This is a genomic window from Arthrobacter sp. SAFR-044, assembly GCF_059414985.1.
This window is the reverse complement of record NZ_JBPFDN010000001.1, coordinates 285,875-306,004: the sequence shown is the minus strand read 5'-3', so window position 1 is coordinate 306,004 and position 20,130 is coordinate 285,875. Positions and strand designations below refer to the sequence as shown.

At 66.0% G+C, this 20,130-nt stretch carries 19 protein-coding genes and 1 pseudogene; 12 read left to right on the top strand and 8 right to left on the bottom strand.

Annotated elements, in window-relative coordinates; translation table 11 throughout:
- Position 1: 1 nt before the first annotated feature.
- Positions 2–535 carry a WhiB family transcriptional regulator gene (locus ACR65J_RS01365; RefSeq protein WP_440165394.1) on the bottom strand — a complete coding sequence of 178 codons (534 nt, stop codon included), beginning with the start codon at positions 533–535 and terminating at the stop codon, positions 2–4.
- A 392-nt stretch (positions 536–927) separates the two neighbouring features.
- Here ACR65J_RS01365 and ACR65J_RS01360 point away from each other — a divergent pair, with 392 nt between their 5' ends.
- Positions 928–1,626, top strand: coding sequence for a TIGR03089 family protein (locus ACR65J_RS01360; protein WP_440165840.1), 699 nt, complete (start codon positions 928–930; stop codon positions 1,624–1,626).
- A gap of 25 nt (positions 1,627–1,651) precedes the next feature.
- On the opposite strand, the gene ACR65J_RS01355 is transcribed toward ACR65J_RS01360, so the two are convergent.
- Positions 1,652–2,212, bottom strand: a complete 561-nt coding sequence (locus ACR65J_RS01355) for a GtrA family protein (protein ID WP_440165393.1) — start codon at positions 2,210–2,212, stop codon at positions 1,652–1,654.
- A gap of 223 nt (positions 2,213–2,435) precedes the next feature.
- Between ACR65J_RS01355 and ACR65J_RS01350 the strand changes: the two genes are divergently transcribed.
- From ACR65J_RS01350 to manA, 4 genes are read left to right on the top strand one after another with little or no spacing between them, the layout of a single operon-like run.
- Positions 2,436–3,584: a 5-(carboxyamino)imidazole ribonucleotide synthase gene (locus ACR65J_RS01350; protein WP_440165838.1), complete on the top strand. Its 1,149-nt coding sequence runs from the start codon at positions 2,436–2,438 to the stop codon at positions 3,582–3,584.
- The gene (gene purE, locus ACR65J_RS01345; RefSeq protein ID WP_440165392.1) at positions 3,581–4,165 is read left to right on the top strand and encodes a 5-(carboxyamino)imidazole ribonucleotide mutase; all 585 of its coding nucleotides are present in this window, start codon (positions 3,581–3,583) and stop codon (positions 4,163–4,165) included. Before ACR65J_RS01350 ends, purE begins: the two co-directional genes overlap by 4 nt.
- A 10-nt stretch (positions 4,166–4,175) precedes the next feature.
- Positions 4,176–5,825, top strand: coding sequence for an LCP family protein (locus ACR65J_RS01340; protein WP_440165390.1), 1,650 nt, complete (start codon positions 4,176–4,178; stop codon positions 5,823–5,825).
- 42 nt (positions 5,826–5,867) lie between these two features.
- Positions 5,868–7,112, top strand: coding sequence for a mannose-6-phosphate isomerase, class I (gene manA, locus ACR65J_RS01335; RefSeq protein WP_440165388.1), 1,245 nt, complete (start codon positions 5,868–5,870; stop codon positions 7,110–7,112).
- Between the two features lie 93 nt (positions 7,113–7,205).
- Here the strand turns inward: manA and ACR65J_RS01330 are convergent, their stop codons facing one another.
- Together ACR65J_RS01330 and glpX are read right to left on the bottom strand one after the other, a co-directional pair.
- Positions 7,206–8,261, bottom strand: coding sequence for a lipid II:glycine glycyltransferase FemX (locus ACR65J_RS01330; protein WP_440165387.1), 1,056 nt, complete (start codon positions 8,259–8,261; stop codon positions 7,206–7,208).
- Positions 8,262–8,344: 83 nt separating this feature from the next.
- Positions 8,345–9,367 (bottom strand): class II fructose-bisphosphatase, encoded by a 1,023-nt coding sequence (gene glpX, locus ACR65J_RS01325; RefSeq protein ID WP_210411426.1) that lies wholly within the window; start codon positions 9,365–9,367, stop codon positions 8,345–8,347.
- 224 nt (positions 9,368–9,591) lie between these two features.
- Here glpX and ACR65J_RS01320 point away from each other — a divergent pair, with 224 nt between their 5' ends.
- The 5 genes from ACR65J_RS01320 (at position 9,592) to ACR65J_RS01300 (ending at position 14,892) form a co-directional block, all read left to right on the top strand.
- Entirely contained in the window at positions 9,592–10,272 is a 681-nt protein-coding gene (locus ACR65J_RS01320) for a DUF4245 domain-containing protein (RefSeq protein ID WP_440165835.1), read from the top strand.
- Positions 10,273–10,281: 9 nt separating this feature from the next.
- Entirely contained in the window at positions 10,282–10,896 is a 615-nt protein-coding gene (locus tag ACR65J_RS01315; RefSeq protein WP_440165386.1) for a carbonic anhydrase, read from the top strand.
- A gap of 87 nt (positions 10,897–10,983) precedes the next feature.
- Positions 10,984–12,411, top strand: coding sequence for a class II fumarate hydratase (locus ACR65J_RS01310; protein ID WP_440165384.1), 1,428 nt, complete (start codon positions 10,984–10,986; stop codon positions 12,409–12,411).
- Positions 12,412–12,541: 130 nt separating this feature from the next.
- Positions 12,542–13,210 carry a TetR/AcrR family transcriptional regulator gene (locus ACR65J_RS01305; RefSeq protein WP_440165382.1) on the top strand — a complete coding sequence of 223 codons (669 nt, stop codon included), beginning with the start codon at positions 12,542–12,544 and terminating at the stop codon, positions 13,208–13,210.
- Positions 13,207–14,892, top strand: a complete 1,686-nt coding sequence (locus ACR65J_RS01300) for an MDR family MFS transporter (protein WP_440165380.1) — start codon at positions 13,207–13,209, stop codon at positions 14,890–14,892. Before ACR65J_RS01305 ends, ACR65J_RS01300 begins: the two co-directional genes overlap by 4 nt.
- 88 nt (positions 14,893–14,980) lie before the next feature.
- Here ACR65J_RS01300 and ACR65J_RS01295 read toward each other — a convergent pair whose 3' ends face one another.
- A complete protein-coding gene (locus ACR65J_RS01295; protein WP_440165378.1) occupies positions 14,981–15,451 on the bottom strand; it encodes an NUDIX hydrolase in 471 nt (156 codons plus the stop codon).
- 41 nt (positions 15,452–15,492) lie between these two features.
- On the bottom strand, positions 15,493–16,035 hold the full coding sequence (locus ACR65J_RS01290; protein ID WP_440165375.1) for a prepilin peptidase: 543 nt from the start codon (positions 16,033–16,035) through the stop codon (positions 15,493–15,495).
- A 60-nt stretch (positions 16,036–16,095) separates the two neighbouring features.
- Here ACR65J_RS01290 and ACR65J_RS01285 point away from each other — a divergent pair, with 60 nt between their 5' ends.
- Both ACR65J_RS01285 and ACR65J_RS01280 read left to right on the top strand, forming a co-directional pair.
- Positions 16,096–16,887: a hypothetical protein gene (locus ACR65J_RS01285; protein WP_440165373.1), complete on the top strand. Its 792-nt coding sequence runs from the start codon at positions 16,096–16,098 to the stop codon at positions 16,885–16,887.
- 42 nt (positions 16,888–16,929) lie between these two features.
- Positions 16,930–17,577, top strand: a pseudogene (locus tag ACR65J_RS01280) (GNAT family N-acetyltransferase).
- A 102-nt stretch (positions 17,578–17,679) separates the two neighbouring features.
- Here ACR65J_RS01280 and phoH2 read toward each other — a convergent pair.
- Positions 17,680–19,098 carry an RNA 5'-3' helicase PhoH2 gene (gene phoH2, locus ACR65J_RS01275; RefSeq protein ID WP_440165371.1) on the bottom strand — a complete coding sequence of 473 codons (1,419 nt, stop codon included), beginning with the start codon at positions 19,096–19,098 and terminating at the stop codon, positions 17,680–17,682.
- Positions 19,099–19,337: 239 nt separating this feature from the next.
- Positions 19,338–20,099: an isoprenyl transferase gene (locus ACR65J_RS01270; RefSeq protein WP_141161648.1), complete on the bottom strand. Its 762-nt coding sequence runs from the start codon at positions 20,097–20,099 to the stop codon at positions 19,338–19,340.
- Positions 20,100–20,130: the final 31 nt, after the last annotated feature.

Sequence of the window (20,130 nt, the reverse complement as noted above, 5' to 3'; positions counted from 1 at the left end):
ATTAGATTGCTCGCTTCCTTAGCCGCCGGCGCTCACGCTCGGAAAGGCCGCCCCAGATGCCGAACCGTTCGTCATTGGCCAGCGCGTACTCGAGGCACTGGGACCTCACGTTGCAGGCGCCGCAAACTTTCTTGGCATCGCGGGTGGAGCCGCCCTTTTCGGGAAAAAAGGCTTCCGGGTCGGTCTGGGCACACAAAGCGTCCGTCTGCCAGCCCAGTTCACCTTCGTCATCGAAGTCCTGCTGGAGCGGGAATCCAATCCATACCGGCTGGGCCGTCCCGGCGGCTGCGAGCTCCATGGGCGGATCAAGGTCGTCTTCCGGCTCTGCGCCGCCGTCCAGGAGGGCTTCATGCGCCGCAAGGAACGCCGTAGCCTGGTCCTCGAGGACGCTGGTGGAATTCCTGTTATACCGCTCCGCAGCATCAGGATCCGCGGGATCCACATACCAGTCGCTCGGCACCCCCCGCGCACGGTACTTTGCCGTTGCCTGGCCGGCCACGACGGCATCTTCCTGGATACGCTCTGCTTGCCCCACGGCGACCCTCCTGATGTTTCAGCCACTGCCTGGATACGTGGACACTCGGTTGTGTGCCGGTATTTACGCAATTGCTTTAGTTACCTAATTACACGTGTGTAACTAGGGCGAGTCAAGCCGTTGCCGGGATAATAGACAGTCTCCGTTCAGAAGTTTGCGCACGCCACGCCCGGGATTTTCGCCGGCTTGGGCGTGGCGGGCCCGGCAGCGGGCGGTTCGAGGCCGAAAAATGCCTCAAAAGGTACGACTGGCGGGGAAAATACCCGGTCATCACCTAAATAGCAAGCACGCTTAGCAATGACAGTGATTAACATCACTTTCTGCCGAGGAGACGAAATCGCCTCTCACCGCTGGATGACCGGGACATTGGGGAGTGGCAGGATGAACCCATGATGACAACCCCCGCGATCGACCTCATGGGCACCCTCCGCTCGGGCAACTCCACGGCACCACGACTCACCTGGTACGGCCCCGATTCCGAGCGGGTGGAGCTGTCCGGACGGGTCTTGGACAACTGGGTGGCAAAAACCAGCAACCTCCTGCAGGACGAACTGGACGCGGAGCCGGGCATGCGGCTGCGGCTTGCCCTTCCGGCGCACTGGAAAGCCATGGTGTGGGCCTTGGCGGGATGGCAGCTTGGCCTGGAAACAGTGCTCGACGGCGGCCCGGCCGACTTCCTGGCCACGGACAATCCCGCCGCGGCCATGGGGCAGCACGACGCCGTCATCGCCGTCGCACTCCCGGCCCTCGCCATGCGGTGGACCGGCGAACTCCCTGCAGGCTGGATCGACTACGCCTCGGAAGTGCGTTCCCACGGCGATGTGTTCATGCCGCATTCCGACCCGGATCCGGCAGGATGTGCCCTCCGGACCAATGAAGGGCGGACGGTCCCCCACCGGGAACTGCTGACCGGCTTTGCCATGCACCATGAGGAGGGCGCCAGGGTACATATCCCCGCTGACAGGGGGCTGGAATCAGCGTTGTCCAGTGCGCTGGGAGCCTGGCAGCGGGACGGCTCCGTTGTGCTCACCCATCCCGACGTGGCGCTCACTGACAAACTGCGTGCCGACGAACGCATCCACGGCAGCTAGCAGCCGCGCAGCGCTAGGTGTACAGCTAGGCCTGCGGGCCGCCGTCGGCTGATGTGGACGCCGGACTCTCCGCCGTGCGTGCCGGCTCGCGGTGCGGGTGGGCTTCGATGATTTCGTGGTCGTGGGAGAACTCCGGCTCCTGGTCCAGTTCCTGGTTGAAGACGAGGAACCGGTACGCGAAGAAGCGGACAACCGTGGCAACCAGGATGCCCGCCACGCCTGCCAGGAACAGCAGGTTCTTGTTGTCGATGCCCATCCCATACTTGGCCAGTGCGGTGAAGCCGGTGGAGATGCCGATGCCGATGCCGTTGATAATGACGAACATGACGAACTCGCGGAGCACGTTGGCCTGGCGGCGGTGGCGGAAGGTCCAGAAGCGGTTTGCCACCCACGAGAAGACCGTGGCCACGGTGGCGCCCACGAAGCGTGCCTTCGCCTCGCTGTCCGACATGGGACCGTGCATCAGGTAATAGGTCAGGCCGTTGTCGATGACAAATGCCACACCGCCCACCGCACCGAACTTGGCCACCTCGCGCCAAAAGAGTGAGGCGAGCCCCCGGATACGATCTGCAAGTGTGCTAAACATGACCCTCCATGGCCGCGACGAACTGTGGGCCACTCGGCCAAGGATCCATTTTAGCCCCCAAAGCTTGGAGCCGGCCCCGCAGAAGCAGGTGGCGTTTGACCGTCCTGTTGAAAATCCCGTTCCCCCGCCGGGCCGTAAAAGCAGGATTGGCCCCGTCTTCGGTAGGCTGGCACATGTGACTTTCCCAGTGATAGGCGTGGTTGGCGGCGGCCAGCTCGCGCGAATGATGGCCCCTGCCGCTACAGCACTCGGCTTTGAACTCCGGGTCCTCGCCGAGGGTGAGGACGTTTCCGCAGTGTCGGCCGTACCCGCCACTCCGGTGGGCGATTACAAGGACCTGCAGACACTCCTGGACTTCGCCGAGGGCCTGGATGTGATGACGTTCGACCATGAGCATGTGCCGACGGCCCACCTCCGCGCCCTGCAGGATGCCGGAGTCAACGTCCAGCCCGGACCGGACGCCCTGGTCCACGCCCAGGACAAACTGGTCATGCGTGCCGCCATCGACCGGCTGGAACTGCCCAACCCTGCGTGGGCGTCCGTGGCGGACGTTGACGCGCTGGTCCGCTTCGGCGACGAAACAGGCTGGCCCGTGGTATTGAAGACCCCCCGGGGCGGCTATGACGGCAAGGGCGTCCGGATCGTGGCCTCAGCTGAAGAAGCTGCGGAGGCCGCCGACTGGTTTGCCGCCATGAGTCCCCTGCTGGCCGAGGCCAAGGTCGAGTTCACCCGCGAACTCTCGGCGCTGGTGGCCCGCACCCCCGACGGTGAGGCCCGTGCCTGGCCAGTGGTCCACACCATCCAGGTGGACGGTGTTTGCGACGAGGTGATCGCACCCGCGCTGGATATCCCGCTGGAAGTTGCTGCCGCCGCTGAGGACGCAGCGTTGCGCATCGCCGCCGAGCTTGACGTCACCGGCGTCCTTGCCGTGGAACTGTTCGAAACCCCGGGTTCGGGGGCCGGCTTCCTGATCAACGAACTGGCCATGCGGCCACACAACACCGGCCACTGGACCCAGGACGGTTCCATCACCAGCCAATTCGAACAACACCTCCGCGCGGTCCTGAACCTGCCCCTCGGCGCCACCGATGCACTGGCGCCCGTCACGGTGATGAAGAACTTCCTGGGCGGGGACAACCAGGACCTATACACCGCCTACCCCATGGCGCTGGCCGCCGAGCCTGCTGCCAAGGTCCACTGCTACGGCAAGTCCGTGCGGCCGGGGCGCAAGATCGGCCACGTCAACCTGATGGGCACTTCCACGGCCGAGGTGGACTCCGTCCGGCGCCGGGCCACAGCCGTGGCGGGCATCATCCGCGACGGGCGGGTTACCACCGAAGAACCTTCCGCAATTTTCGAGGAGAACGCATGAGCGCCGAAGCCACCCCAGCAGCAGGTTCCGGCGCCAGTCCGCTGGTGGGCCTGGTCATGGGCTCCGACTCGGACTGGCCGGTCATGGAGGCTGCGGCGGACGCCCTGGCTGAGTTCGGCATCCCCTTTGAAGCGGACGTCGTCTCGGCCCACCGGATGCCTACCGAGATGATCAAGTACGGCCAGACCGCGCACGAGCGCGGGCTGCGGGTCATCATCGCCGGTGCCGGCGGCGCGGCCCACCTGCCGGGCATGCTCGCCAGCGTCACGCCCCTGCCGGTGATCGGGGTTCCCGTTCCCCTGAAAACCCTCGACGGGATGGACTCCCTGCTCTCCATCGTCCAGATGCCGGCAGGCGTTCCGGTGGCAACAGTCTCCATCGCAGGCGCCCGGAACGCAGGGCTCCTGGCCGTGCGGATGCTGGCATCAGGCACTGATGAACTTGCCGCTTCCCTTCGCGCCGATCTCCTCGACTTCGCCGCGGACCTGAACGCTGTCGCCGCCCGCAAGGGCGCGAACCTGCGGCAGAAGGTAAGCGAAGTCTTCCCGGGCGGCTCCAGCGCTCTTCGGGGCAGCCGTTAGGGCGCCGGGCATGGCCAGCAGCAGCAGCGTGCTCAATACCGGCTCCGGTCCGTCGCTGACGGACCCGGTCCGCTATCCCGTCAGCGCTTCTCCCGCGGTCAGGACCAAGCGCGCCTTCGTCCTGGTCTTGCTGACCCTCCTGGTACCGGGCAGCGCCCAACTCGTGGCAGGCGACCGGAAGCTGGGACGGACCGCCCTGCGCGTAACGCTTTGCGTATGGGCGGTCCTGCTGCTGGCAGCGGTCATGCTGCTGGTCGACCGCAGCCTGGTCATCAACATCGTCACCAGCCCGGTCACCTCGCTGCTGCTGGTGGTCGTTCTGGCTGCGCTGGCCCTCGGCTGGGCTTTGCTGTTCCTCAATACCCTGCGCCTCATCCGCCCTGTCCTGCTCGCACCGCGGGCCCGTCCCGCCGTCGGCATTGCCCTGGTGGTGGCGCTGGTTTTGGGCAGCGGCTCCGTGGGGTATGCCGCCTACTTGCTGAACGTGGGCCGCAATGCCATCGGCAACATCTTCTCGTCCGGTCCCGCCATAGAGCCGGTTGACGGGCGCTACAACTTCCTCATGATGGGCGGCGACGCCGGCGATGACCGCACGGGACGCCGCCCGGACAGCCTGTCCATCCTGAGCGTGGACGCCCAGACGGGCCAGACCGCCATCATTTCGGTCCCCAGGAACTTCCAGAACGCGCAGTTCAGCGAAGGCTCCCCCATGCGGGCCCTCTATCCCGACGGCTACGACTGTGGCGACGAGTGCCTGATCAACGCCATCAACACCGAGGTCACCAACGAGCACGCGGACCTCTATCCAGGCGTGGCAGACCCGGGCGCACAGGCAACCATGGAAGCAGTTTCCGGAACGCTGGGCATGAAAATCCAGGCGTATGTGCTCGTTGACATGGAGGGATTCTCCACCCTGATCGACGCCATGGGCGGCATCCGGATCAAGGCCGGCGGCTGGGTTCCCATGAGCGGCTATTTTGACGAGGCAACCAAGACCCACGGAATGCCGCTCGGGTGGATTCCGGCCGGGGACCAGACGCTCAACGGCGCGCAGGCCCTCTGGTACGGGCGGTCGCGCGAATACGTGGATGACTACTCCCGCATCCAGCGCCAGCAGTGTGTGCAGCAGGCAATGCTCAAACAGCTTGACCCCGCCACCCTGCTGTCCAAGTTCGAGGACATCGCCGGCGCCGGGACCAAGGTGGTGGAGTCCAACATCTCCTCCGCCCAGCTGGGCAGTTTCCTGGACCTCGCCATCAAGGCAAGGGGCAAGGACGTCAAACGGCTGACCATCGGGCCGCCGGACTTTGACGCGTCGTTCTCCACGAACCCTGACTTCGACCAGATCCACGAGCGGGTGGACCAGCTGCTGGCGTCCGCGTCCGCCAAGGGCGCACAGTCGGCAGGAATTCCCGACGACGGCACGGCAGTTCCGCAGGCAGGCGCCGGACACGTCCAGGCGGCCGGGGCTGTCCCCGCCACCCTGCCCGCCGCGGGCAACGCGGCACAGCAGCCTTCGCCGTCGGACTTCACGCCGGTGACCACCACGCCCGACGGCGAGCCGATCACCGAAGAGATGCTGACCCAGCTCAAGCTGGAGGGCAACGAAGAGGCCATCCGCCAGCTCGTGGCCACCAACGGACAGTGCGCCCCGCTCTAGCGAGCACCCATCAGCGCCCACCCATCAAGGAACGGAACGGCTTTGTACGAGATTGACAACGTCCTGCGGGACTACGCCTGGGGTTCGACGACGGCCATCGCCTCGCTGCTGGGCCGCGCCGAATCCGGGCGCCCGGAGGCCGAACTCTGGATTGGCGCGCATCCTGACTCACCGTCGGTGGCGCACCTGCCGGAGGACGGGACGCGCAGGCCGCTCGACTCCCTGGTCTCCTCCGATCCAGACCACTTCCTGGGCGCAGAATCCGTCGCCGCTTTTGGCCCCCGGCTGCCGTTCCTGGCCAAGATCCTTGCCGCCGCGCAACCGCTGTCCCTCCAGGTCCACCCAAGCCTGGAACAGGCCAGGGAGGGGTTCGCGCGGGAAAACGAAGCCGGACTGGATGCCCATGCGCCGAACCGGAACTACAAGGATGACAACCACAAGCCCGAGATGATCTTCGCGCTCACGCCGTTTGAGGCATTGTGCGGATTCCGGCCGGCGGCCGAGACCCGGAAGATCCTGCAGCACGTTGCGGATGCCTTCCCCGCGGACGGCCAGTCCCCAAAGCTGGTCCAGGCCCTGATCGACGATCTTGCCGCCGCCGATGAAAGTGAAGGACTGCGCCAGGCCTTTGGGCGGCTGATCACCGGCGGACAGGGTGTGGCAGAGGACACCGCCCTGGTGGTGGAAGCCCTCCTGTCCGGGGCACCGCTTGAGCCCTACCAGGCCGAGCTGGGCACGGTCATCAGCCTCAACGAGAAGTACCCCGGCGATCCCGGCGTCCTGATTTCGCTGCTGCTGAACAGGATTTCCCTGAAGCCGGGCCAGGCTGTCTACCTTCCCGCCGGAAATGTGCACGCCTACCTGCATGGGCTGGGCGTTGAGGTCATGGCGTCCTCGGACAACGTCCTGCGCGGCGGCCTGACACCCAAGCACGTGGACGTCCCGGAGCTCCTGGCCACCATCGACTTCCACCCGGTGGCCGTGCCCATGGTGGACGCCGAAAAGACGGTGATGGACCAGGAACTGTTCCGTCCGCCGTTCCGGGAGTTCCAGCTGCAGCGCATCGAGCTGGGCCCGGACTCCGGCCCGGTTCCGCTGGCGCAGGCCGGGGCGGCTGTAGTGATCGTGGTAGCCGGTTCCGTGTACCTCGACTCCCCCAAGGGCGACCTGGAACTCGCGCAGGGCGGCAGCGCGTTCATCGCCGCCGCCGAAGCCCCCGTCAACGTCCACCGCGTGGCCGGCAGCACCGGGCCCGCACTGGCCTTCGCCGTGACCACCGGACTCTAACCCCGGGCGCCACTAAGCAACAAAAAGGGCGACGGCGGCACCCGGACTGGTGCCGCCGCCGCCCTTCGGCGTTGACCGGGTTGGTTGCCGCGGCTAGTTGCCCGGCCGCAGCTTCCGGACAAGCGGGCGGACCCGCCCGGCTGCGCCTTTCAACAGCAGACGCGCCTGCTGGAGGCCCTTGCGCGCCAGGGGCATCGCCTTCGCGTAGGCCGGGTAGAACGGCGAGAGCGGCCTCTCCCACGTCCCCAGGAGCATGTTTTCGTGCTTGGCGAACTGCTTCTTGAAGTCGGAAATGCCGTCGTTCAGGAGGCCGTTGAAGTCGTACCGGCTGCAGCCGTCTTCCCGCATGGCCTGAAGTGCCGCCCATTTCACGCCGTAGTTCACACGCTGCTTCTGGCCCTCGGCGGAAACGCCGCCGTAGAGCTCGAAAGCAGTGGCACCGCTGCGCGAAAGCCAGGTGAACGCAAGCATCTGCTCGCCGTCGAACGCGGCGATGATCGGCGAGGAATCACCGAGGTTCCGGAAGATGTCCCTGTAGTACTGGTCCTCGTGGATGCCAAAGCCCGCCCGCTCGGCGGTCTGGTGGTAGATGGCCAGCACCTGCTCCAGCTCTGACTCGTTCTTGACCTTGCGGAATTCAACGTCGCTCCGCATCGCCTTGCGGATGTTCGCCCGCGTGGACTTGGACATCTCGGCCATCAGCTCGTCGTCGGAGCGGCCGAGGTCCAGGATGAGCGTGCGCGGGATGAGGACGGTGTTGGTGGACTCGCGGAAGCCTGCCGCGGCCACGGCGCCGGCAAAGGCGGAGTCCCGGTCCCAGTCCGGTTCGATGCTGAGGGCCACGCCGCGGTGGCGGAGGGCTGCGTGCTCTGCCAACCGGTTCAGGACCGCCGATGCGTTCTCCACTGAGCACATGGGACCCCGGGGAACGTAGACCAGGGCGCGGAAGGGGACGGGAAGCCGACGGACCAGGAGCTGGGCGCAGCCGATGGTTTCATCCCCCTCCTTGACCAGGACCCTGTCAACGGACCAGCCGTGCGCGGCCTTGGTCTCGCCCCAGCCCCACAGCTGTTGCGGATGCCCCTCGAACCGGTCAACGTGCTCGTCCCAAAGGGCGCGGTCAGTACAGGGCACAACAGCAGGAATCATGGCTTAAACCCTATACCAAGGCTTAACGCCAAAGCCCCCGGCGCGTGGTGCGCCAGGGGCTTTCAGTCAGCGGGGGCCGCGGGTCAGTTCTTGCGGGCGTAGCCTTCCCACTTGCTGGCCTGGTGCTCCCCGTCCACGAAGCGGATGGTGCCGGACTTGGAACGCATCACGATGGACTGGGTCAGCACCTTGTCCTTGGAGTAGCGCACGCCCTTGAGCAGGTCGCCGTCCGTGATGCCGGTGGCAGCGAAGTAGCAGTTGTCGCTGGAGACGAGGTCGTTGGTGGAAAGCACCCGCTCGAGGTCGTGCCCGGCGTCGATGGCCTTCTGCTTCTCTTCATCACTGGTGGGCCACAGGCGGCCCTGGATGACGCCGCCCAGGGACTTGATGGCACAGGCCGCCACGATGCCCTCGGGAGTGCCGCCGATACCCATGAGCGCGTCCACGCCCGTGCCGGAGCGGGCCGCGGCGATGGCACCGGCGACGTCACCGTCCATGATGAATTTGGTGCGGGCGCCGGCTTCGCGGATCTCCTCCACCAGCGGGCGGTGGCGGTCGCGGTCAAGGATCATGACGTTGAGCTGGTTGACCTTCACGCCCTTGGCCTTGGCGATCAGGTGCAGGTTCTGCTTGACCGGCAGGCGGAGGTCCACCATGTCTGCGGCCTCGGGGCCGGTGACGAGCTTCTCCATGTAGAACACGGCGGAGGGATCGAACATGGAGCCACGCTCGGCAACAGCCAGCACTGCCAGTGCGTTGTTGATGCCCAGGGCGGTCAGCCGGGTTCCATCGATCGGGTCGACGGCGACGTCCACCTCGGGGCCGGTGCCGTCGCCAACACGCTCACCGTTGAACAGCATGGGCGCTTCGTCCTTCTCGCCCTCGCCGATCACCACGACGCCGTTGAAGTGCACGGTCTGCAGGAAGGAACGCATGGCGTCGACGGCAGCGCCGTCGGCGGTGTTCTTGTCACCGAAGCCAACCCAGTGGCCGCCGGCAATGGCCGCGGCTTCGGTGACGCGGACAAGTTCAAGGGCAAGGTTGCGGTCCGGTTCGTCGTGGCCCACCGCAAGGGACGGCGAAATCGTGGAGTACTTCTGGGTCATGGACGCTGGTGACACGTGAACCTCTTCTTCGAGTGGCGATCATTGAACCCGCCCGCCGGTGCAGCAGAACGGTGATTCCTCTGATACCGATCATAGTCGTGGCGCCGCGCTGGGGGTGGCCCGTGACGCAACCCCGAAATGTGCATTGCGCCAGGCGGCGGCCTGTGCAGCGGCCCGAATAGAAGTCCGGCTCCGGGATGGGCGACTATAGAGGGGTGAATGACATGCAGGAAGCCACCAGTCCCAGCTCCGGCCAGGCCCAGCCCGACGGCCGCCCCGGCGCCGCGGGCAGCAGTGCCGGCACCCCGGTCAAGCCCGTCATTCCGGCGGCCGCCGCCAAGCGTGCCAATGCTTCAGTGATCGGCATGATCATTGCCCTGGTGCTCAGCATCGCAGCATTCCTGCCCGTTGTCCTGATGAATCCGCAGCCGAAGAGCGAGGGCTACCGGCCGGACATCGATGTTGCGTCCGTGGCCCGGAACGCGGCGGATGTGGCAGGATTCACACCCGTGGCACCGGACCCCGGCAACGCCTTCCGGGCAAATTACGCCCGGTGGGAAGCAGGAACGGGCAGCGGGGTGCCAACCTGGGAGGTTGGCTACGTGACCCCCAAGACGTCGTTCATCGCTTTGGTGCAGACCACGCAGGCCAACCCCACCTGGCTGCTCCAGCAGACCAAGAACGCCCCCGTTACCGGCTCCCGGAACGCCGGGGGCCAGGAATGGGAACTGCGGGACACCGGCAAGGGTGAAAAGTCGATGGTCCTGAACTACCGCGGCAGTACAGTTATCCTCTCCGGCACGGCGCAACTGGACGAATTCGCAACCCTGGCGGCCGCCGTCGTGGGCTCCCTCGAGAGCAATCCGGCCGTCACGGTTTCACCGTCGGCCGCTCCCACCCCGTAAGGTGGGGCCGTGACGACTAACCTGACCCCTGCACTGGCCTGGCGCCGCCTGCGCGAAGGCAACGAACGTTTCGTAAACGGCGAGTCCTCCCACCCCAACCAGAACGCTTCGCGGCGTTCGTCGCTGGTGGACACTCAGAATCCCTTCGCGGTGATCTTTGGCTGCTCGGATTCCCGCCTGGCTGCTGAAATTATCTTCGACGTCGGCCTCGGCGACGTCTTCGTGGTCCGCACTGCCGGGCAGGTGATTGACGACGCCGTCCTGGGCTCGCTGGAATACAGCGTCGCCGTGCTGGAGGTGCCGCTGATCGTGGTGCTTGGGCACGACAGCTGCGGTGCCGTAACGGCCACCAGGGACGCAGTTGAGACGGGTGAAATGCCCGCCGGCTTCATCCGCGACCTCGTGGAACGCATTACGCCCTCGGTCCTGACGTCCCTGCGGAACAACCAGACCGAGGTCAACGACATGGTGGTGGAGAACGTCAAGCAGATGTCCCAGCGCCTCGCGGACAGCTCGCGTGTGATTTCCGCCGCAATCGAGGACGGCCGCACGGCCGTCATCGGCCTCTCATACCGGCTGGCAGAGGGCCGTGCCGACCTTGTTTCAGGAATCGGCGAGCTGTAGGGGCCGTACGCCGGCGGTCCCGCGGACCGCCGGCAACGCTTCCTTAACGGTTTTCGATGGGGCGCCGGATCGCCATAAGCTAGCCCCATGACTTCCACTGAAGAGTTCCGCATTGAACATGACACGATGGGCGAAGTCCGCGTCCCCGTGAACGCACTGTACCGCGCGCAGACGCAGCGGGCAGTAGAGAATTTCCCCATCTCCGGCAAGACCCTGGAGCGCACCCACATCGAGGCGCTGGCCCGGGTCAAGAAGGCCGCTGCCCAGGCCAACGCAGAACTGGGCGTGCTCGACGGCGAGCTGGCCAAGGCGATTGCAGGCGCAGCCGATGAGGTGGCCACCGGCAAGTACGACGGCGACTTCCCCATCGACGTTTTCCAGACCGGTTCCGGCACGTCCTCGAACATGAACACCAACGAGGTCCTGGCCGAGCTGGCGACGCGCGCGCTGAAGGCTGCGGGCAGCGACAAGGTGGTCCACCCCAACGACCATGTCAACGCATCGCAGTCCTCGAACGACGTGTTCCCCACGTCCGTCCACGTTGCCGCCACCTCCGCGCTGATCAACGACCTCATCCCCGCCCTGGGCTACCTGGCAGAGTCGCTGGAGCGCAAGGCTGTTGAGTTCAAGGACGTCGTCAAGTCGGGCCGCACCCACCTCATGGACGCCACCCCGGTGACCCTGGGCCAGGAGTTCGGCGGCTACGCTGCGCAGGTCCGCTACGGCATCGAGCGCATCAACGCCTCGCTCCCCCGGGTTGCAGAGGTTCCCCTTGGCGGCACCGCCGTGGGCACCGGCATCAACACACCCGCCGGTTTCCCCGAGCGCGTCATCGAGCTGCTCGCCACGGACACCGGCCTGCCGCTGACCGAGGCCCGCGACCACTTCGAGGCCCAGGCCAACCGCGACGGCCTGATCGAAGCCTCCAGCCAGCTGCGCAACATCGCCATCTCCTTCATGAAGATCAACAACGATCTCCGCTGGATGGGCTCCGGCCCCAACACGGGCCTGGGCGAAATCGCCCTCCCGGACCTGCAGCCCGGCTCCTCGATCATGCCCGGCAAGGTCAACCCGGTGATCTGCGAGGCCTCCATCATGGTGGCCGCCCAGGTCATCGGCAACGACACCGCCATCGCCTGGTCCGGCACCAACGGCGCCTTCGAGCTCAACGTCGGCATCCCGGTCATGGCCGCCAACCTGCTCGAGTCCATCCGCCTGCTGGCCAACACCAGCCGCGTCATGGCGGACAAGATGATCGACGGCATCACCGCCAACGTGGAGCGCGCCCGCTTCCTGGCCGAAGCCTCCCCCTCGATCGTGACGCCGCTGAACAAGTACATCGGCTACGAGAACGCCGCCAAGATCGCCAAGACCGCCGTCAAGGAGGGCCTGACCATCCGCCAGGCCACCGAGAAGCTCGGCTTTGTCGGCGAAGGCGAGGGCAAGGTTTCCGAGGCCGACCTCGACAAGGCACTGGATGTCACCACCATGACGGCCCCGGCACACAAGGCGTAAAAGCACTCAGCGCCCGACGGCGGCCGCCCACCTTCCCAACGGAGGCGGGCGGCCGCCGTCGTACTTTAAGCAACCGCGAGGGGCCTGGCCTAAGTTGCACTCTTTTAGAAAGAGTACAAAACTTTACTTTGTGACTGATAGTGCAACTTCTGACGGCCTGCGCGAGCGCAAGCGGACGGCCACCCGGAGCGCCATCACCTCCGCCGCGCGCGCCCTTACCTCCGAAAAGGGCCTCAACGGCTACACCGTGGAGGAAGTCTGCGAAGCGGCCGGGATTTCGCGCCGGACCTTCTTCAACTACTTCCCCACCAAGGAAGACGCCATCATCGGCCACGCCGAGGACGACGTTCCGGCCGATGTCATCGAGGAATTCGTGGCCGGTGCCGCCGGCTCCCGCGCCGGCGAAATTTCGCCCACCCTGTTCAGCGACCTGGTCCGGCTCTCCCTGCGCCTGGCCGAAGGAATGACGGAGTCCGAGGAAGAAACCCGGCAGCTGATCGGGGTCGTCAAAAAGGAACCGCAGCTCATCCTGAAAATCATCGGGGTCACGGAACAGCGCGAAGCCCAGTTCGCCCGGGACGTCGCCAGGCGTGAAGGCGTGGCGCCGGACCACCCAGTGGTGCAGATGGCCGTTGTCCTGCTCAGCACTATCGCGCGCAAAAGCAGCATGGCCTACTTCTCTGACGGCAATACCCGCAGCTACCCGGACCTGCTGCTGGAGAACATCTCCGCCGCCAGCGTCCTGTTTTCACAACCGTTCGACCTCCCTGACACCACCGCCGCAAAAGGACAATCATGAGTACCGCCACCACCAAGGCGCCGGCTGGGCGGCTGCTGTTGACGCAAAAACGCATCTGGATCATCTTTTCCGCGCTGATCGCCGGAATGCTCCTGTCCAGCCTGGACCAGACCATCGTCTCCACGGCCATGCCCACCATCGTGGGCAAGCTCGGCGGGGTGGAGCACCAGGCCTGGATCACCACCGCCTACCTGCTGGCCACCACCATCGTCATGCCCATCTACGGCAAGTTCGGTGACATCCTGGGCCGGCGCAACCTGTTCCTGGTAGCCATCGCACTCTTCACTGTGGCGTCGGTGGGCTGCGCGTTGGCCAGCGATTTCTGGGGCTTCGTCATCTTCCGCGCCATCCAGGGCCTGGGCGGCGGCGGTCTCATGATCCTCTCCCAGGCGATCATCGCCGACATCGTTCCCGCCAAGGAGCGCGGCAAGTACATGGGCCCGCTTGGTGCCATCTTCGGCCTCTCCGCCGTGGCCGGCCCGCTGCTGGGCGGCTTCTTCGTGGACCACCTCAGCTGGGAGTGGGCGTTCTACATCAACATCCCGGTCGGGATCGCCGCCTTCGCCATTGCCTGGTTTGCCCTCACCCTGCCGAACAAAAAGGCCGAAAAGCGGATCGATGTCCTCGGCGTCATCCTGCTCTCCGCCGCAACCACCTGTCTGATCTTCTTCACCGACTTCGGCGGCAAGAAGGACGAGGGCTGGGACTCCCCCCTCACTTGGGCCTTTGGTGCGGGCCTGCTGGTTTCTGCGGCCGCTTTCGTGATGGTGGAGCGCCGCGCCGAGGACCCCATCATCCCGCTCAGCCTGTTCCGGAACCGGATCTTCATCAATGCCACTGCCATTGGGTTCACGCTGGGCCTGGGCATGTTCTCCGCCATTGCCTTCGTGCCCACGTTCCTGCAGATGTCCTCCGGTACCTCCGCTGCCGAATCCGGTCTGCTGATGCTTCCCATGATGGCCGGCCTCATGGGCACCTCCATCTACTCAGGCATCCGGATCTCCAAGACCGGAAAATACAAGATGTTCCCCATCCTGGGCGCCGTCTTCACCATGGCGGCCATGCTCTGGATGACCACGCTCGCCGCCAGCACCCCCATCTGGGTCATCTGCCTCCAACTGTTCGTGTTCGGCGCAGGCCTGGGCCTGATCATGCAGGTGGTGGTCCTGGTGGTCCAGAACTCGGTCCCGGCGGACCAGATCGGCACCGCCACCAGCACCAACAACTACTTCCGCGAGGTGGGTGCCGCGATGGGCGTGGCTGTGTTCGGCTCGATCTTCACCACGCGGCTGTCCGAAGCCCTCACAAAGGCATTCACGGGAGCGGGAGCCTCCGCCGAGCAGGCGGGCCAGTCAACCCGCACACTGGACCCGCAGGCCCTGAGCCAGCTCCCGGAACAGCTGCGGGACGCCATCGTGAACGCGTACGCCGATTCCCTGGCCCCGGTGTTCTGGTACCTGCTCCCCTTCATCGCCGTTGCGCTGCTCCTGGCCCTCACGCTGAAGCAGATCCCATTGTCGGACACCGCGGGTATGGTGGCGCGCGGGGAGGCAGTAGGCGGCGAGGAAGCCGAGCGGCTCGCCGCCGGGCTTCCTGGCACCGCTGCCGGCGCCGCGGACGCTGGGCGTGAGGGGGACGTGGTGAAGGACGACGACGGCGAACTGGTTTCCCAGGGCCGTTGACGGCCCGGACGGAAGAGACCAACAGGGTCGCCGCAATCTTGGGGGTTGCGGCGCCCCTGTTTCGTTTAAGCCTCCCTCGCTTCGGCCGCTACGGCTCGAAGTGGACGGCTGCGGAGGGGGCCAGCGCCTGCCGGATGCTGGTGAGGTGCCCGGGCATCAGGTCGGGAAGGCAGTCAAGGGTGAACCAGCCGACGGCCAGGGATTCGTCGTCATTGACCCTGGCTTCGCCGGACACGTAGCGGCATAGGAACACCACGTCCAGGAATTCGCAGACGTCGCCGTTGGGATACGTGACCGGACCTACCGTGCCCACGGACACCACGCGCTCGGCCTCGGCCACGACTGCCGTTTCCTCGAAGATCTCACGAATCAGGCCGCGGGCCGGCTGCTCCCCGGGGTCCAGCATGCCGCTGACAAGCGCCCACTGGCGGTTGTCCGCCCGCTGGGCCAGCAGGATCCGGCCCGAGTCATCCACCACCACGCCCCGTACGCCGGGAACCCAGAGGGGGTCGTTGCCGATTTTCTTGCGCAGCTTCAGGACGTATTCGGGTGCAGGCATAGGGCCACCTTATCCAACGCCCAAGCCGAACACCCCGCGGCTCAGGCGGGAAGCAGCATGGCGGCCGCGGCCCCGGCGAGCATGAACGGCCCGAAGGGGATGGATGATTTCAAGGTTCCCCGCCGGGCGGCAAGGAGGGCCAGGGACCACAGCCCGCCCAGCAGGAAGGCCAGGAAGGTGCCCGCGAACAGGTGCCCCCAGCTGAGGTACCCAAGGTACATGCCGAGCACTCCCGCGAGTTTGACGTCGCCGAACCCCATGCCCGGCGGATAGACGAACCGGAGGATGAAGTAGAACAGCCACAGGATCCCGGCCCCGGCCACCACGCGGAGGGCAGGAGCTGCCAGGATCCCGTTGCCGTCACCGGCCGGAAGTGGGCTGGCCCAGGCGACGGCGGCCGCCGCCAGGAGGAGGACCCCGGCCACCGCGTAGGACGGAAAGACGATCCGGTTGGGCAGGAGGTGGTGCCGGACGTCAATGACGGTCAGCCGGACCGCCATCACCGCAAAGTAGAGGCAGGCCGCCAGGACCAGCCAGAAGGCAAGCGGGGTGTGCTGCCAGAGTTCACCGAGTCGTCCGATCACCCCTCGGATGCTACTGGATCCACCCATTCCCCCCGTAGCGCTCCCGCGTAAAATGTGGATATGTCGACCTGGGACTCCCGGCGCAGCCCGGTTCCGGACCCTCCTGCCGCCGCAGACCTGGCGGCAGTGTTCCGGAACCTGTGCCGGTCCTCCCCCTGGAAGTGGCAGTCGCTGCGGTTTGAGTACTGGGACCAGGCTTTTGCGTCAGCCCCCGCTCCCGGCGCCCCCTTCGTCCGTGCCTGGCTGCGCCGTCCGGGCGCACTTCGCCTGGAAAGCCCCGAACGCATGGTCCTGCACAGCACCACGGGGATTAACGATTCCCGCGATGTGTTCTATGTCAGTGCCACCCGCAAGTCCTGGCTCCTCCCTCCACATCTGGTCACCCCTGTGTACGACGACGGCGGCCTGGTCCGCCGTCGGCCCGAGGCCGCCTACGGGGAACCCGGTTTTGGCAATGGCCGCTTCTCGGCTGCGCTGGACCCCGTGGAGCTCGCGGGAAACGCTCCGGTACCCATCGAGTTTCCGGGCAGCAATGCGCTGGACATCCGGGAGGTGGGGTATGCCGACCACGAAGGCCGGCCCGTCATTGAAGCGGTGGTGGTCCCCAACGCCGCCTACCGCCCCGCCGACCCTGCCACTCCCCTGTGTCTCCCCGGCCGTTCCCTCCTCCGCGTGGACAGGGGCACCGGCGTCTGCGTATCCAGCCGGTCGCTGGAGCCGGAGACGGAAGGGTATGGCCACTGGATCCGGATCATCGCCGTGGATGAGTACATGCTGGACGATCTGTTCCTGGCCGAGTCCATGAACCTCACCGATGTCCGCCGGCACATCAGCTGGGACATTCCCGCCTGAGCGTGACACGCCGCGCCGGCGCTGGTCGGCTAGGCTTCGCGGATGACGACGATGAGCTCCATCTGGCCCCTTTTCGACCTGAGGCTGACCACGCCCCGGCTGGAGCTCCGGCCCATCACTGACCAGGACATCCCGGCAGCGGTGGACGCCGCACGCAGCGGAATCCACGATGCCGCCAGGAACCCGTTCAGCACGCCGTGGACAGAGCTGGCCGACGACGAACTGGGCCCCAACATGGCCCGCTGGTAGTGGCGCTGCCGCGCTGGGTTCACTCCCGAAGACTGGACGCTCCTCCTGGGAATCTGGCACGAAGGGCAGTTCATCGGGTGCCAGGACGTGGGTGCCAAGGACTTTGCGGTGCTGAAGACCGTCACCACCGGATCCTGGCTCAAGCAGTCCGTCCAAGGCCGGGGACTGGGCAGGGAGATGCGTGCCGCCGTCGTCCTGTGGGCCTTTGACCGGCTTGGCGCCCAAGTCGCCGAATCCGAGGCCGCCGCCTGGAACAGCGCGTCCCTGGGCGTATCCCGTTCCCTCGGCTACGAACTGAACGGCACCAGCCGGAAGGCCTGGGGCACCAATGTCGAAACACTCCAGCACGTCCGCCTCAGCCCGGAAACCCTCAACCGCCCGGACTGGCAGCTAAAGGTAGAGGGCCACGAGGCGGCAGCCAGGTTCCTCAGCGTGCGTTGAGTGCCCGTCCGTGGCTGCGGGCGTGGGGCAGCCTTCCGGCAGCGTGCGTCAAAGGCGAGGAACGAGCCAGCACGCAGAGGAAGGGTGCCCCACGCACCCCCGCTATCCTTCGAGCAGTTCCGTCACAAGGGCCGCGATTGGGGACCTTTCGGAGCGGGTGAGGGTGACGTGGCCGAAGAGCGGGTGTCCTTTCAGGGTTTCGACGACGGCGGCAATTCCGTCGTGGCGTCCCACGCGGAGGTTGTCGCGCTGGGCGACGTCGTGGGTGAGCACGATCTTGGAGTTCTGGCCGATCCGGCTCATGACGGTGAGGAGGACGTTCTTTTCGAGGGACTGGGCCTCGTCGACGATCACGAAGGCGTCGTGGAGGGAACGGCCGCGGATGTGGGTGAGGGGCATGACCTCGAGCATGCCCCGGTCCATGACCTCTTCCACCACTTCCTGGCTGACCAGGGCGCCGAGGGTGTCAAAGACCGCCTGCGCCCACGGGTTCATTTTCTCGGACTCCGAGCCCGGCAGGTAGCCGAGTTCCTGGCCGCCCACTGCGTAAAGGGGCCGGAAGACGATCACCTTACGGTGTTCGCGTCGTTCCAGCACGGCCTCAAGGCCCGCGCACAGGGCCAGCGCCGACTTTCCGGTGCCGGCGCGGCCTCCCATGGAAACGATGCCCACCGACGGATCCATCAGCAGGTCGATGGCCAGCCGCTGCTCGGCCGAACGGCCGTGGAGGCCGAACACGTCGCGGTCACCCTTGACGAGGCGGACCTGCTTGTCGGCGCCCACCCGGCCCAGGGCGGAGCCGCGGTTGGAGAGCAGCACCAGCCCGGTGTTGACGGGCAGTTCGGCGGCGGCGGGGATGAAGACCGGTTCGTGGCCGTAGAGGGTGGCGATCTCCTGTTCGTCCGCGTCGATTTCCGCGACGCCCGTCCAGCCGGAGTCCTTGACCAGTTCGTTGCGGTATTCATCGGCCGTGAGCCCCATGGCGGAGGCTTTGACGCGCATGGGCAGGTCCTTGGAGACCACCGTGACGTTGCGTCCCTCGTTGGCCAGGTTCTTGGCGACGGCGAGGATGCGGCTGTCGTTATCGCCGCTGCGGAACCCCAGCGGCAGGACCTCCGCGGAGATGTGGTTCAGTTCCACCATGAGGGTGCCGCCCTCGTCGCCGATGGGAAGGGGCTGGTTCAGGCCGCCGTGCTTGACCCGGAGGTCGTCCAGGAGCCGCAGGGCATTCCGGGCGAAGTAACCGAGTTCCGGGTCGTGCCGCTTGGCTTCGAGTTCGGTGATGACCACGACGGGGACGACAACTTCATGTTCGGCGAACCGCAGGAGTGCGCGGGGATCGGAGAGCAGGACGGAGGTGTCGATGACGAAGGTGTGGATGTCGGCTTCCCTTCCGGAGACAGCAAAACCGGCCGCAGCATCAGTTGCTGCGCCGGTCACAGAGGTGGCTCGCATGGCGCGAGAGGTAGCTTTTCCGCCCTGTCCAGCCAGGACCTCGGGCAGTTGTTCAGAAGTAGCCACATCGACTCCAGCCCCGGGCGCCAGCCCGGATTTGTTATTGGTGAGGCGGCTCGGCCACGAGGCCGGGTCCGGCCTCCCATACAACCGGTGCGATGTTTCGCTCCATGTACTGGCCTCCCCGATCAGCCGGCGGTTTTGCCTGCTGATGGATATAACGTAAATCCACCGCAGGTCATTTCCGCAACCATTTGTCGGCGATTTCTCTGGCGTATGTATGAACTCGTTATGAACGGCAGGATTCAGGCGCCAAAACGGCGCTGCCGGCCCGCATAATCGCGGAGGGCGCGGAGGAAGTCCACCTTGCGGAACGCCGGCCACAGCGCCTCGCAGAAGTAGAACTCGCTGTAGGCGCTCTGCCACATCAGGAAGCCGGAAAGGCGCTGCTCCCCGGACGTCCTGATGACCAGGTCCGGATCCGGCTGGCCGCGCGTGTACAGGAAGCGCGAGATGTCATCGACGCACAGGTCATCGGCGAGCTTTGAGATGTCCATGCCCTTGGCGACTGCGTCGTGCAGGAGTTCGCGGACGGCGTCGACAATTTCCCGGCGGCCCCCGTATCCCACGGCCACGTTGACATGGATCTTTTCCCGGACAGGTGTCCTGGCGGTGAGTTTGTTCAGCCGCTCGGCCAGGTAGTCCGGCAGCAGTTCGGGGGCGCCCATGGCGTGCACGGAGATGTTGGCGTCTTCGTCCAGCCGGTCCAGGGTGTTGGCGATGATCCCCATCAGGAGGTCCAGTTCCTCACTGGAGCGGTTCATGTTGTCGGTGGAGAGCATGTACAGCGTCACCACTTTGACGCCCAGCTCCTGGCACCAGCCCAGGAATTCGTGGATCTTGTCCGCTCCGGCCTGGTGGCCCTGGGCGGTGGGGGCGTTGAACTGCTTGGCCCACCGCCGGTTGCCGTCCACCATGACACCGATGTGGCGGGGAATGCGGTCGCGCGGAAGGTCCTTGAGCAGCCGGCGCTCGTAATAGCCATAGAGGAACCCGGGCAACTCCACGCGTCCACTCACCTGACTTTCCTGCCGTACG